Source organism: Shewanella sp. MM_2022_3 (assembly GCF_022557375.1).
Taxonomy (GTDB): Bacteria; Pseudomonadota; Gammaproteobacteria; order Enterobacterales; family Shewanellaceae; genus Shewanella; species Shewanella xiamenensis.
The window spans coordinates 1-14,195 of sequence record NZ_JAKZGV010000049.1 but is presented as its reverse complement, the minus strand read 5'-3'; the positions used below and the strand labels follow the sequence as shown (position 1 = coordinate 14,195).

At 47.1% G+C, this 14,195-nt stretch carries 12 protein-coding genes; 11 read left to right on the top strand and 1 reads right to left on the bottom strand.

All coding sequences use genetic code 11. The annotated features are described in order from the left end of the window. Positions 1-12: 12 nt before the first annotated feature. From MMG82_RS17855 to MMG82_RS17825, 7 genes are all read left to right on the top strand, one after another. A complete protein-coding gene (locus tag MMG82_RS17855; protein ID WP_037430257.1) occupies positions 13-912 on the top strand; it encodes a DUF350 domain-containing protein in 900 nt (299 codons plus the stop codon). A 4-nt stretch (positions 913-916) separates the two neighbouring features. Then, positions 917-2,641 carry a polyamine aminopropyltransferase gene (locus tag MMG82_RS17850; protein ID WP_047539558.1) on the top strand — a complete coding sequence of 575 codons (1,725 nt, stop codon included), beginning with the start codon at positions 917-919 and terminating at the stop codon, positions 2,639-2,641. A gap of 78 nt (positions 2,642-2,719) precedes the next feature. Continuing rightward, positions 2,720-3,133 carry a DUF2170 family protein gene (locus MMG82_RS17845; RefSeq protein WP_007645549.1) on the top strand — a complete coding sequence of 138 codons (414 nt, stop codon included), beginning with the start codon at positions 2,720-2,722 and terminating at the stop codon, positions 3,131-3,133. Between the two features lie 11 nt (positions 3,134-3,144). After that, positions 3,145-3,834, top strand: coding sequence for a PspA/IM30 family protein (locus tag MMG82_RS17840; protein ID WP_047539556.1), 690 nt, complete (start codon positions 3,145-3,147; stop codon positions 3,832-3,834). A gap of 146 nt (positions 3,835-3,980) precedes the next feature. Further along, the gene (locus MMG82_RS17835; protein WP_047539554.1) at positions 3,981-4,634 is read left to right on the top strand and encodes a hypothetical protein; all 654 of its coding nucleotides are present in this window, start codon (positions 3,981-3,983) and stop codon (positions 4,632-4,634) included. A gap of 107 nt (positions 4,635-4,741) precedes the next feature. Next, the gene (locus MMG82_RS17830; protein WP_037421772.1) at positions 4,742-5,071 is read left to right on the top strand and encodes a hypothetical protein; all 330 of its coding nucleotides are present in this window, start codon (positions 4,742-4,744) and stop codon (positions 5,069-5,071) included. A 146-nt stretch (positions 5,072-5,217) separates the two neighbouring features. Beyond that, positions 5,218-6,042, top strand: a complete 825-nt coding sequence (locus MMG82_RS17825) for an ion transporter (RefSeq protein WP_241407230.1) — start codon at positions 5,218-5,220, stop codon at positions 6,040-6,042. Between the two features lie 52 nt (positions 6,043-6,094). Here the strand turns inward: MMG82_RS17825 and MMG82_RS17820 are convergent, their stop codons facing one another. Next, entirely contained in the window at positions 6,095-7,606 is a 1,512-nt protein-coding gene (locus MMG82_RS17820) for a CYTH and CHAD domain-containing protein (protein WP_241407229.1), read from the bottom strand. 231 nt (positions 7,607-7,837) lie between these two features. Between MMG82_RS17820 and MMG82_RS17815 the strand changes: the two genes are divergently transcribed. The 4 genes from MMG82_RS17815 to putA all read left to right on the top strand — a co-directional run bounded on the left by MMG82_RS17815 (position 7,838) and on the right by putA (position 14,029). Next, positions 7,838-8,518 (top strand): TIGR00153 family protein, encoded by a 681-nt coding sequence (locus MMG82_RS17815; protein WP_037421779.1) that lies wholly within the window; start codon positions 7,838-7,840, stop codon positions 8,516-8,518. A 25-nt stretch (positions 8,519-8,543) separates the two neighbouring features. Next, complete coding sequence (locus MMG82_RS17810) at positions 8,544-9,833, top strand: inorganic phosphate transporter (protein ID WP_080612413.1); 1,290 nt, start codon at positions 8,544-8,546, stop codon at positions 9,831-9,833. 195 nt (positions 9,834-10,028) lie between these two features. After that, complete coding sequence (locus MMG82_RS17805; protein ID WP_037421868.1) at positions 10,029-10,577, top strand: TIGR04211 family SH3 domain-containing protein; 549 nt, start codon at positions 10,029-10,031, stop codon at positions 10,575-10,577. A gap of 257 nt (positions 10,578-10,834) precedes the next feature. Next, positions 10,835-14,029, top strand: coding sequence for a bifunctional proline dehydrogenase/L-glutamate gamma-semialdehyde dehydrogenase PutA (gene putA, locus MMG82_RS17800; protein ID WP_240293020.1), 3,195 nt, complete (start codon positions 10,835-10,837; stop codon positions 14,027-14,029). Positions 14,030-14,195 lie beyond the last annotated feature (166 nt).

Below are 14,195 nucleotides of genomic sequence, written 5' to 3'. Positions count from 1 at the left end.
AAAGGATCTCCCATGACACTATTTCAGGATTTCGGTATCACACCAGAGCTAGTCACCATACTCGCAATCGACCTCACGATTGCGGTTATCCTATTGACGTTAATGCGTTATTTACAAGGATGGAGCGTAAGAGTAAATAGCAGTAAAGAACTGGCTGAACGCGATAACTTTGCCTTTGGGATCAGCACTGCTGGCGCAGTTGCTGCGTTAGGCATTGTGCTCACAGGCGCCATCACTGGTGCCGCAGCGCCCTCCTATTTAACTGAAGCGATAGGCATGAGTGCCTATGGTTTATTTGGTTTAATACTGATTAAATTTGGGCGCTTTCTACACGATAAAATCGCGTTAAATGAACTCGATAAAAATCAGCAAATTGTTAAAGGTAACGTGTCTGTCGCCATTGTGGATGCCAGTGTTGCTATCGCCACCGCAATCATTATTCGCGCAGTACTGTTATGGGCTGAAGATTTAACAATCGACACTTTTATTGCCATCTTTAGCGCCTTTGCGATTTCACAACTCATGCTGGTGCTTCTCACCCGCTTACGTGAAAAACGTTTCGCAAGCCGTAACCAAGATTCATCAATGCAACAGGCACTCGCTCAAGGCCATACCGCTTTAGCCATCCGCCACGCCGGATTTATGATCGCTATGGCGCTCAGCTTTAATGCTGCGAGTCACTTTATTCTTTTCAATCCAACGGCCTATGTCACTAACATCATTGGTTGGTTGGTGTTTTCAATCATAATGTTAGTCGTACTGACACTGCTGCTGTTTATCATTAAAAAGCTGGTTTTAGCACGTATCAATTTAGCGGATGAAGTCGAAAGACAACATAATATTGGTATCGCAGCCGTGGAAATGGCCATCAGTATTGCAATCGCACTTATCCTCACGGCCCTAATGGCGTAATCCAATGCACGAGTCACAATTAACCACTTCGGCGGCTAAACCTAGCCGCCTAGGCTGGTTCGACGATGTCCTATTACTGGGCATAATGGCCGTGCTCGCTGGGTGCGGTCTTATCTACGAATATCTGCTATCCCACTACGCAGGGCGGATTTTAGGCGCACTTGAGGCCGCCATCTATACCATGATCGGTCTGATGATCGTCTCCATGGGCCTTGGAGCCTTTGCCGCGCGTAAAATTAAGGATGCATTCACTGGCTTTGTGGTGCTCGAACTCACCGTCGCGCTCTGTGGTTCGCTGGCAATTCTAATTACCGCTGCCGTGATAGGTTTTGGCCAACAGCTACCGATGATCATCGCCAGCACCTTGGGCTTGCCGCCGGATCAACTGCCCGAAGGTGGGATGATTGGCACGCTACAAAAGCTTAGCGAATATCTACCTTATGTCTGGGGCGTGCTGCTCGGCTTGATGATCGGGATGGAAATCCCACTGATCGCAAGGGTAAGACAATCCCTTTCAGATGAACACCTACTCCACAATGCGGGCACAATTTACGGCGCAGATTATATTGGCGCAGGAGTTGGCGCGGCCATTTGGGTCGGCTTTATGCTGGCCATCGATATACAACTCTCCGCCGCACTGACCGCCAGCTTTAACTTGTTAGCTGGGTTTGTATTTATCTGGCGCTTTTGGCCAAAGATCCAAAGACCGAAATTACTGTTAGTGGGCCACTTAGTCGTCACTGGCGTATTGTTGCTGCTCGCCATTCGAGGGCCAAGCTGGGAGCAACAGTTCAACAATCTGCTTTACAAAGATAAGGTGGTCTATGCCAAGGCAACGCGTTTTCAACAGCTGACCTTTACAGAGCGCCTACGAGGCAATGGTCTTCCCCCCGTATATGCCTTGTATATCAATGGTCGTTTACAGTTTTCGAGTAGCGATGAACACATTTACCATGCGTTTTTAGTTCATCCAACCCTTGCGGCTAGCGCTCGTCATAACAAGGTATTAATCATTGGCGGCGGTGACGGGCTGGGCCTAAAACAAGTATTGCGCTGGGAACCTGAGCAAGTGACCTTACTCGACCTTGATGCGGCATTGGTGCAACTGTTTAAATCTCCCGATTCTGATATGCCTGCGCGTTTAAGCCAAGCCCTGCTATCACTCAATGGCAATGCGTTTAACGATCCTCGAGTAACGGTCATCCACGATGATGCCTTTAATGGAGTAGATAAACTGATTGCGAAAGGGGATAAATATGATGCGATTATTGTGGATTTACCCGATCCCAGCCATCCAGATCTGAATAAGCTTTACTCGGATTATTTCTATCGAAAACTTAAGGAACTAATGAGCAGTGATGGCGCTCTGACAGTACAGTCAACGTCACCCTATCATGCGCAAAAAGCCTTTATTTCAGTAGCAAAAACCTTGGCATTAGCGGGATTTGATGTAAAACAATATCACCACAATGTCCCTAGTTTTGGCGAATGGGGTTGGAGTATTGCCACCTTAAATGGCAAAGATGCTCAACATCGTTTAGCGCAGCTGACAGAGCTGCCAATTGTGGATGACTGGCTAACCTTAGGTTTAGTTAAAGGCGCGTTTGAATTTCCTGCCAATTTTTATCAGGATGCGACCAATATTAAGCCCAATGAACTGGGGTCATTACAGTTGTACCATTATCATCAACAGGCTTGGTCCGAAACCCAAGGACTGGATCTTTTTTAACGGATGAAGATAGTGCTTGACATATTATGTCTCAGTGCTATCTTTGAATACAGACATAATATGTCAATAAGGACAAATATGAATATCCATACTCTTGCTAATCACCTCAACAGCCTTGGCAATAACAGCCAGACCGGCTTCCAATTCGATTGCTATCCAATTGATGGTGAAGTCGAAGTGTTGCAAGTGAATGTGGTCGGCCGTGAAGAAATCCCGGTATTCGTATCGGTTACGGATAACCAAATTCTCTGCATCAGTTACCTGTGGGGCGAAAATGAAGTAAACCAAGAACGTCGCAGTGAAATGTTTGAAACCATGCTCGAATTAAACATTCCAATGCCACTGTCAGCCTTTGCCAAGATTGATGACAAATACGTGGTTTACGGTGCACTGTCTCTGCAATCTAGCATGCTCGAAATCGAGCAAGAGCTAGCAGTATTATCCGATAACTGTTTAGAAGTTATCGATGAAATGGTCGACTATCTGAAATAAGGAGCCACAACATGGGCATTCTGAATAAAATTTTAACAGCGTTTCGCGGTGGTGCCACCGAAGTTGGCCAAAGCATCGTAGACGCAAACTCGACCCGAATTTTCGAACAGGAAATCCGCGATGCCGAGAAACATTTAACCAACGCCAAGCGCGAACTGACCGATGTCATGGCCAAAGAAATGCAAGCCAGCCGCGAAGTTGACCGCTTAAAACGTTCAATTGCTGAGCACGAAGGCTATGTCACCCAAGCGTTAGACAAAGGCAATGAAGCCTTAGCGATTGAAGTGGCGGAAAAAATTGCCCAATTGGAGCAAGAACTATCTGAGCAGCAGACCGCCAATGATAGCTTCAGCGCCCATGCGGTACGCTTAAAAGATTTGGTGAAGAAAACCGAGCGTCAACTGTCTGATTATCAACGTCAGTTAAGCATGGTAAAAACCACCGAAAGCGTGCAAAAAGCCACGGCAACGATTACCGACTCTTTCGCATCAAGCAACTCTAAGCTACTGAATGCAAAAGACTCTTTAGAGCGTATCAAAGCGCGTCAGCAGCAGTTTGATGACAGATTAAAAGCAGCTGAAGCCTTAGCCGAAGAAGGCAGTGATAAATCATTGCAGGCTAAGTTAGCTGAAGCGGGCATTGGTGAGCAAAAATCCAATGCTAACGCTGTGCTCGAACGTATCAAGGCACGTAAAAGCTAATTAAGATTGACCAAACGCCGAGCACTGATGGGACCATCACCCCCTATTGTGCTCGGCTTTTTTGTTTTAGGTATACCAACATTCACCCAAGTCTAAGCTAACTCATGGGTTAGTTCAGAACATTGGCGCACAGCTTAGGAGCGAATATGGGATTTTTTAACAGTATTTTTGGTAAAAAGGCGCCTCCAGCGCGTGAACTCAATCATCCCTCCGCGCTCAAGATCGGTGACATGATCTCCATCGACAATAGTTTTGCACTGCCACCACAATTGCGCGGCCAACAACTCAAAGTCGAAGCCGTTAATACCTACGAATTTGAACGTAAACAACAAACCGAATGGGTACTCAAAGGGCATGGTAGTGACACCTTGTTTTTAAGCATCGAAGAAGACGATGAAACTTACCTTGCTTTTTCCCTTAAAATTACCCGCTCCCAGGTTGAGCAACTATTCGACCTAGAGCAATTTAGCACCCTGTTCGATGAGCCTGGACACGCCGAGCTCACCACCCAAGAGTTATCACCACCGTTAGCCGAGCAGCTCGAACAATGGTTGGGCAAGCAATACCACCAAGTGAGTTTTGCACTCTTTGGCTACTTCCACCGTGAAGATTATCGAGGACTTAAACCGCCGCAGGATGCCAATGGCGCCAGCGGTGAACCCTTCGAATATTATTTGCTGCTCGATGATGACGAAAGCCGCGCAGTCGAAGTTGAAGTGTATGAGGGTGGCGATACCGATGTGGTACTGACCTTATACCGCCCCTTGTCGGACATTCGCGACTACTGGCCAGGTCAGTAAAATTTGGCAAAAGATAAAGTGCGTGACTCGCACTTTATCGCTTAAGCCATTACAATCCCCATTGAATTGGCTCGCAATATACGGTTGATAGCAACAGGTAAAACCCAATGAGTAAAATGAAACACCCTCTTCCAGAGCAATGGCAGAAGAACCAAGATGCTGCAAAGGCGACTCAAGTGGCTTTCGACCTCGATGAAAAGTTTCAATATTCTATTCGTAAAGCGGCGCTCGATGCGGGCGTTAGCCCTTCCGATCAGATCAGAACGATTTTGGGCTTAAGTGTTTCAAAACGTCCGACTCGCCCCCGTTTAACCGTGTCACTTAACGCTGACGATTATGTGCAACTTGCTGAAAAATACGGCCTAAGTGCTGATGCCCAGCTTGAAATTAAACGTAGAGTGCTTGAAGATCTCGTGCGCTTTGTCGCAAAGGACTAATAATTTCAGCGTTAATCCTGCACAAAAACCGGCGTCAAATGGCCTGACTGGACTAACTCGGGCGATTTATCACAAAGTTAATTTACTCATAGCGTAAACTCTTTTACCTTAAACATTCGCCTTAAAACACAGGGATCATGTTAGGCATGACAGATAAAACCTCTTGGTCACTCCGCTCCGTTGGTAATCCCTCACCGATCGAAGTTGCAATGATGCTGCTATCGCTGCTATCGGTGATCATAGTGCTAGTGATGACCTTTGGCCGTCTCGATACAGAAACCTATCGATTACTCTTTTTCATCGATACCACGATTTGCATGATTTTTATGGTCAACTTTTTTGCTGGCCTATTACGCTCGCGGAATAAACTCTTTTACCTACGCCATCATTGGATCGATTTCATCGCCAGTATTCCTGCTATTGAGGCGCTACGCATTGCACGGGTCTTCCAAATCCTACGGGTGATCCGTTTAATCCGCATGAGCCGCTCCTTCCTTATCCCACTGATAAAACAACGAAAACAAGCCACCCTTGCCAGTTTGCTGGTAGCGATGGTGACCATTTTAACCTTCGCTTCAATTATCATTTTGATTGTCGAAAGCGGCACTGAAGGCGCGAATATCCAAACCGCCGAGCAGGCTATTTGGTGGGCATTAGTGACCATTTCGACCGTAGGTTACGGCGACTTTTATCCCGTCAGCACCGCGGGGCATATTGTGGGTGGCATAGTGATCGTTAGTGGTGTGAGTTTTTTCGGGGTAATTTCGGGCTATATGGCTTCTGTGTTTGTTGCACCAGATGAAAGCGAACGACAGGAGCGCCAAGATGCCCATAAGGCAGAAATCAAGTCAGAACTTGAACTAGCGCTTGCTAGAATGGAAGAAACCCAGCGGCAAATGGAGCAAAATCAGGCACAGATGCTGGCCAAAATTGCTGAGTTAAAACAAGCATTAGAAGCCCAAAAAAATTAGGAAGGCACTGCCTTCCTAAGCTTCGTTCAATATGGCTATTCCAACAGGCCGTTTACCAATAGGTCGTTTGCTCAATCGCGTTTTGTCTCGATGCCTCCATCGCAATAAGTAAGCTTTGCTGCTTGTCCTCAAGCCAATCGGTTAAATCGACACCAAGCGATTTGGCCGCAAGTGTTAATTGTCGATAACAGGCTAAGGTTCGAATGCCTAACACTAAATCCTGCCATGGCGCCCTAAAGGCATCACGGGATTTTGCCTCATATAAAAGCCCATACGCTTGCCCTATTTGAATACTCTCATCCAGTAACGCGGCACACTGCAAATAATCCTCGGCGGTCATTGTCTTATCGCTAGGCATGGCAGCTAAAATCGCCTGCCATGAAGCTTCCTGAGCATGATCAGCATGGTGGGATAATCCAAGCTCTGCGGGCAGTTCGATATTCCCCGCGCTGAGAGCCAATAGGATCTCGACAATCGCTAACTGCAATTGACCGTATTCAACTCTTTGCCAGAGTAAATTTAACCGCCCTGAGATATCCATGGCTTCAAATTGCAGCTGTAGTTGTTGCATCAAAGCTTGACGGGCGTCGTGCCGAGTTAATAAGCCTTTTTGACTACCGAGCAAGGCAGCTAAGGCCTGTGCCTCTTCAATAAACGTTAGTTGTGATTCAATAAGATTAAATTGCTGCATCAAAGTAGCATTAGCGAGACCAAACTGCCTCAGAGTCATCCGTAATAAACGAATACAAGCACGCATCCGCCACCATAGGGCTATCTGAGCTTCGTTATCTTGTTCATCAGCTATCATCGCCTCAAGCAATTGCCAACGTTCAAGTGCCGTTTCAAGTAACACTTGGCAGGTCGCCGTTAAATCCTGTTGATGGGGTTGATGTAGATTCAAATCTTCGGGCACAGGCAGAGGCAAAAACTCCAGCGCACTTAAAGCTAACGGCTTAGATTGCCCCGCGAGTCGATAGCCACGCTGCGCCTTACTGGCTTTACCTAAACGCACAGGAATCGTGCTCGCAACTTGAGTCGCTAGCGCCAATAGCGCACTCGCATCGCCACTTAACAGCTCGAATTCCAGTTCACAGAGCGCCTCGCGCTGGCCATTTGCGGTAATTTCGCCAGTGTCTAAGGCAACCTCTACCATGCTATGTCCTACTTTCACATGCCAAGCACGGCGATAAAAATCAGTATGAAATACACAGCCAAGCTCGGCTTGCACTGCTGCTAAATTGGCATTTATAGGCCAAATGCTTACGGGGAATAGACTTAAATCAGGACTATCGGTTTGAATAGTGACATTATATTCGGGGCGAGAATGGATCCCTCCAATCACTTGCCCTGCTGTTTTGATGGTTTGTTCTTTGTGTCCATCATAGCCACGAACCCGCAATCCCATGTCCCATTGACGCAATTGCAATGTGGGAGTGTCAAAGTAACCGTTGGTTAAACGACGTGTGCCTTGCGGAGCAGCATTTTCTAAGCTATCTAGCTTATTTATCAGGGTTTCTAGAAATTTAGGTAGGAAAAACAGTTTTAATTCAATCTCAGCATTCATTACTGCACCGCTCATTTTGTCATCAAATATTCATTCACGCGTCATTTTTAGTTCATAATGTCACAAATGTGTCATAAAAATCCCGTAGGATTTGGTTTTGAAGTTGGTATATAACCCGTTAGAATAAAGCTGTGATTTTTTCTCAAAAAACACAGTTTCAATACGCGGACGCATAGGGTAACATGCGCCCGCTTTTTCCAATCATGGAACAATCTAAATAGGTAAACGGCAATGCCAGTAAACTCTATTTTGGGCGTGTTTGCAAAATCGCCAATTAAGCCTCTTCAAGAGCACATGGACAAAGTCTACGATTGCGCATCGTTACTGGTCCCCTTTTTCGAAGCCACCATCACAGGTAACTGGGATGCTGCAGTTCAACTACGTAAACAAATTAGTTTAGCGGAAAAGCAAGGGGACTCACTCAAACGTGAAATTCGCCTCACTCTGCCAAGCGGTTTGTTTATGCCTGTTGAGCGTACAGATCTATTGGAACTACTTACACAACAAGACAAAATCGCTAACAAAGCAAAAGATATCTCTGGTCGTGTTATCGGCCGTCAATTACTTATCCCTCAGGTCATGCAAGTCCCCTTTATCGCATACTTACAACGTTGTATCGACGCGGTTGGTCTTGCAAAAGAAGTCATTAACGAACTCGAAGATTTGCTCGAAGCAGGTTTCCGTGGTCGTGAAGTTGACTTAGTGGCCAAAATGATCAACGAACTCGATATCATCGAAGAAGATACTGACGATTTACAAATTCAACTTCGTCGTCAATTATTCGCATTGGAATCAGAATTGAATCCTGTCGATGTGATGTTCCTCTATAAAACGATTGAATGGGTCGGCGGTCTTGCAGATCTGGCCGAACGCGTCGGTTCGCGTCTTGAGCTTATGCTTGCTCGCGTTTAATAAATAAGGTTATCAAGGTATCAATATGGTTGATGCAGGTATGGAGGTGGCTAACGTATTAGCCACTAATGGGCCGTGGCTTATTGCCATTGCGGCTGCGTTTGGTTTTCTAATGGCGTGGGGCATTGGTGCAAACGATGTGGCCAATGCGATGGGAACCTCTGTTGGTTCTAACGCTATTACGATTAAACAAGCGATTATTATCGCTATGATCTTCGAATTTGCAGGTGCTTTTTTGGCCGGCGGCGAAGTGACCAGTACAATCCGTAACGGTATTATTGATTCAAGTTATTTTACCCAAACCCCTGAATTGCTGGTATATGGCATGATTGGCTCATTGTTAGCTGCGGGGATTTGGTTAGTCGTGGCATCGGCATTAGGCTGGCCAGTATCAACGACTCACTCAATTGTAGGCGCGATTATCGGCTTCGCGGCTGTAGGCGTTGGCACTGAGTCTGTCGCTTGGGAAAAAGTAGGCGGTATTGTTGGTTCTTGGGTTATTACACCAGCAATCTCTGGCTTTATGGCGTTCATTCTGTTCCAAAGCACTCAAAAACTGATTTTCAACACCGATAACCCACTTGCTAATGCTAAACGTTATGTACCTTTCTACATGGCGTTCGCAGGCTTTATGATGTCATTAGTCACGATCCTCAAAGGGTTGTCACACGTTGGCATTCATTTAAAAGGTGCCGAAGCTTATATCCTGGCGGGCGTAATAGCATTGGTCGTTGGTATCATAGGTAAAGTGTTTATTTCTCGTCTAAAAATGGATGAGAAAGCAAGCCACAAAACCATGTACGCTAACGTCGAAAAAGTGTTTGCGATCCTGATGGTTTTAACCGCTTGTTGTATGGCATTCGCCCACGGTTCAAACGATGTTGCTAATGCGATTGGTCCTTTAGCTGCGGTGGTATCTGTAGTTAATAGTGGTGGCCAAATTGCATCTAAATCACCGTTAGTATGGTGGATCCTACCTTTAGGTGCTGTGGGTATCGTTATGGGTCTGGCGATTTTCGGTCAGCGCGTGATGCAAACCATTGGTAAAAATATTACTCATTTAACCCCAAGTCGCGGTTTTGCTGCCGAATTAGCCGCAGCCTCTACTGTAGTGATTGCTTCTGGTACTGGTTTACCTATCTCTACCACACAAACGTTAGTCGGTGCGGTATTAGGTGTGGGTATGGCCCGTGGTATTGCGGCAATTAATATTGGTGTGGTGCGTAACATTGTTGTGTCTTGGGTGGTTACTTTACCTGCGGGTGCAGGTCTATCGATCATCTTCTTCTATATGATTAAAGGCATCTTTAACTAAGAAGCACATGACGACTATGGCAAGCTCGCCGTAGAAATGTACTAAACACAGAGGAATTGCTAGCATGGATGCGGCAAAGTTGAGGGAAGTCTATGACTTCCCTCTTGCATTGCAGGCCTCAAATCCCTAGCATGTGGTCACTATTTCGTTGATGAGAATACAAAAGTGTTAAGAATGCTGACTCTGGTGGGAATGATGTTACTCTCCCCTAACCTGCTGGCCGAAGGCCAACCCCGCTATATCTCGGATAACGTGTTTCTTTATATTCTCAACGGCCCTGGTACTGATTATCGTATTTTGGGTTCGATTGAAGCGGGACAACCCGTTACGTTACTTGGCGAAACTCAGGGTGATTATTCAAAAATAATCGACCATAAAGGTCGTGAAGGTTGGGTGCCAACCAACTTAATCAGTTCAACGCCTAGTTTTCGTGAGCAAGTTTCAACACTCACTAATGAGTTAAACGAAACCAAAGCCAAGCTTGCAGAAGTCTTAAGTTCGACGAATAACCATTCCGATGAAGTGGATGAACTCAAAGCCAAGCTAAGCGAAGCCGAAGCTATGCTGAACAAAACCACTCAAGAGCGTGATAACCTCAAAGTAGCGGTTGATCATAGCGCCCAAGAGGCACAATTTGCGCTATGGCGTGAGGGCGGACTGATTGCCGCCGCAGGTTTAGTGGTTGGGGTAATTTTGGTATATCTACCAAGACCACAACGCCGCAACAAGAAGCGTTGGATGTAAATTTTTACGCAAATAATCTGAAAGTCAAAGCTAAAGCCAGTGTTTTCAAACACTGGCTTTTTGTCAATCAAGCGTTACAACTAACACTTAACAAGCCAATCAAACAATCCTCACATTCTTTCACGCTATAGTGTTGTCCGTCACATTTTGGTTGTATAATCTGCGCGCGCAAAGCTTCATATTGTATACAAAATATCAAATGCGTTTCGCGCCCCCCATTTTTGTTTCAACAATAGAGCCGAAAACAACTGGCCAAGATGGAAGCGATTACTATGTTCAAAGCGAGTGAAGTGCTGGCAGGCCGCTACGATTCTGCCAATCTCGACGAACTGTTCAAAGCCGTCACCGACAACTACATTGTCGATGAAGAACAATACTTGTCAGAGCTAATCAAACTAGTACCCTCCAGTGATGAAGCCATCGAGCGCGTCACTCGTCGTGCCCACGAACTGGTAAACAAAGTTCGTCAATTTGAGAAAAAAGGCTTAATGGTTGGCATCGATGCCTTCCTGCAGCAATACAGCTTAGAAACACAGGAAGGGATTATCCTGATGTGTTTAGCCGAAGCCCTGCTGCGTATTCCCGATGCGGCCACCGCCGACGCCTTGATTGAAGATAAACTCTCAGGCGCAAAATGGGATGAACACTTAAGCAAGAGCGATTCAGTGCTCGTTAATGCCTCCACTTGGGGCCTAATGCTCACGGGTAAAATTGTTAGCTTAGATAAAAAAATCGATGGTAGCCCGAGTAGCCTATTAGGCCGTTTAGTCAATCGTTTAGGTGAGCCTGTGATCCGCCAAGCCATGATGGCGGCGATGAAGATTATGGGTAAGCAGTTCGTTCTCGGCCGCACTATGAAAGAAGCGCTCAAGAACAGCGAAGACAAGCGTAAATTAGGTTACACCCATTCTTACGATATGCTGGGTGAAGCCGCGCTGACGCGTAAAGATGCCGAAAAATACTTTACCGATTATGCCAATGCGATTACCGAGTTAGGCGCGCAAAGCTATAACGAAAGTGAATCACCACGCCCAACGATTTCTATCAAGCTGTCGGCATTGCACCCACGTTACGAAGTCGCTAACGAAGACCGTGTGTTGACCGAGCTGTACGACACTGTTATTCGCCTGATTAAACTCGCGCGCGGGTTAAATATCGGTATTTCTATCGACGCCGAAGAAGTTGACCGCCTCGAACTGTCATTAAAACTGTTCCAAAAGCTGTTTAATTCTGACGCCACTAAAGGCTGGGGATTACTCGGTATCGTGGTGCAAGCTTACTCTAAGCGTGCCCTGCCAGTACTGGTATGGTTAACCCGCCTAGCGAAAGAGCAAGGCGACGAAATCCCGGTTCGCTTAGTGAAAGGCGCCTACTGGGACAGCGAGCTGAAATGGGCACAACAAGCTGGTGAAGCTGCATACCCACTCTACACCCGCAAAGCTGGTACCGACGTATCATACTTAGCCTGTGCGCGTTACCTGTTATCTGACGCCACTCGCGGCGCGATTTACCCCCAATTTGCCAGCCACAACGCGCAAACCGTTGCGGCGATTTCTGATATGGCGGGCGATCGTAACCACGAATTCCAACGTCTACACGGCATGGGACAAGAGCTGTACGACACCATTCTGTCGGAAGCGGGCGCGAAAGCAGTACGTATCTACGCTCCAATCGGTGCCCATAAGGATCTGCTGCCCTACTTAGTGCGTCGCCTGCTGGAAAACGGCGCGAACACCTCGTTCGTACACAAGCTGGTCGATCCGAAAACCCCTATCGAGTCTTTAGTGGTTCACCCACTGAAGACCCTGACAGGCTACAAAACCCTGGCTAACAACAAAATCGTTTTACCTACCGACATCTTCGGTAGCGATCGCAAAAATTCCAAGGGACTCAATATGAACATCATTTCAGAAGCAGAGCCATTCTTCGCGGCCTTAGACAAATTCAAATCGACGCAGTGGCAAGCGGGCCCTCTGGTTAATGGTCAAACCTTAACTGGCGAGCACAAAACCGTGGTTAGCCCATTCGATACCACTCAAACCGTGGGCCAAGTGGCCTTTGCCGACAAAGCGGCTATCGAACAAGCCGTGTCTTCTGCTCATGCAGCTTTCGCCTCTTGGACCCGTACGCCTGTTGAAGTGCGCGCCTCTGCCCTGCAAAAGCTGGCGGATCTGTTAGAAGAAAACCGCGAAGAGCTGATTGCCCTCTGTACCCGTGAAGCAGGTAAGAGCATTCAAGACGGTATCGACGAAGTGCGTGAAGCCGTAGACTTCTGCCGCTACTACGCGGTGCAAGCTAAAAAGCTGATGTCAAAACCTGAACTGCTCCCAGGCCCAACGGGCGAGTTAAACGAACTCTTCCTCCAAGGTCGCGGTGTGTTCGTGTGTATCAGCCCATGGAACTTCCCATTAGCGATCTTCTTAGGCCAAGTATCGGCGGCCCTCGCTGCGGGTAACACTGTGGTCGCAAAACCTGCTGAACAGACGTCTATCATTGGTTACCGCGCAGTGCAGTTAGCACACCAAGCGGGTATTCCAACGGACGTGCTGCAATATCTACCAGGCACTGGCGCTACCGTAGGTAACGCACTGACAGCTGACGAGCGCATCGGCGGCGTATGCTTTACCGGTTCAACTGGCACAGCCAAACTCATCAACCGCACACTGGCAAACCGTGAAGGCGCGATCATTCCGTTAATCGCCGAAACCGGTGGTCAAAACGCTATGGTGGTTGACTCTACTTCTCAGCCAGAACAAGTGGTTAACGATGTAGTTTCTTCATCCTTCACCAGCGCAGGTCAACGCTGCTCGGCGCTGCGTGTACTCTTCCTACAGGAAGATATTGCAGACCGCGTTATCGATGTTCTGCAAGGTGCGATGGATGAGTTAGTAATTGGCAACCCAAGTTCAGTGAAAACCGACGTAGGCCCAGTTATCGATGCAACCGCGAAGGCTAACCTTGACGCCCATATCGACCACATCAAGCAAGTCGGTAAGCTTATCAAGCAAATGCCACTGCCAGCGGGCACTGAGAATGGTCACTTTGTAGCGCCAACTGCCGTTGAAATCGACTCAATCAAAGTGCTTGAAAAAGAACACTTTGGTCCAATCCTGCATGTGATCCGCTACAAGGCCGCTGAACTTGCCCATGTAATCGATGAAATCAACAGCACAGGTTTTGGCTTAACTTTAGGTATCCACAGCCGTAACGAAGGCCATGCCCTCGAAGTCGCTGATAAAGTGAACGTAGGTAACGTGTACATCAACCGTAACCAAATCGGCGCAGTCGTTGGCGTTCAGCCTTTCGGCGGTCAAGGTCTGTCGGGCACAGGTCCAAAAGCCGGTGGTCCACACTACTTAACTCGCTTTGTGACTGAAAAGACCCGCACTAATAACATCACCGCTATCGGTGGTAATGCGACCCTGTTGTCACTGGGTGATAGCGACGCCTAAGTCCTAATGACTTATTGATAAACGAAAGCCAGACTCTGTCCTGTCTCTCATACACAAATCCCTGAACAATGCTCAGGGATTTTTTTTGAACTCATTCCCCGCATTGTGATCAGATCGTCTAGGGCTAAATATTCGAGGCGATTATGATGAAGATGATGGATCCAGA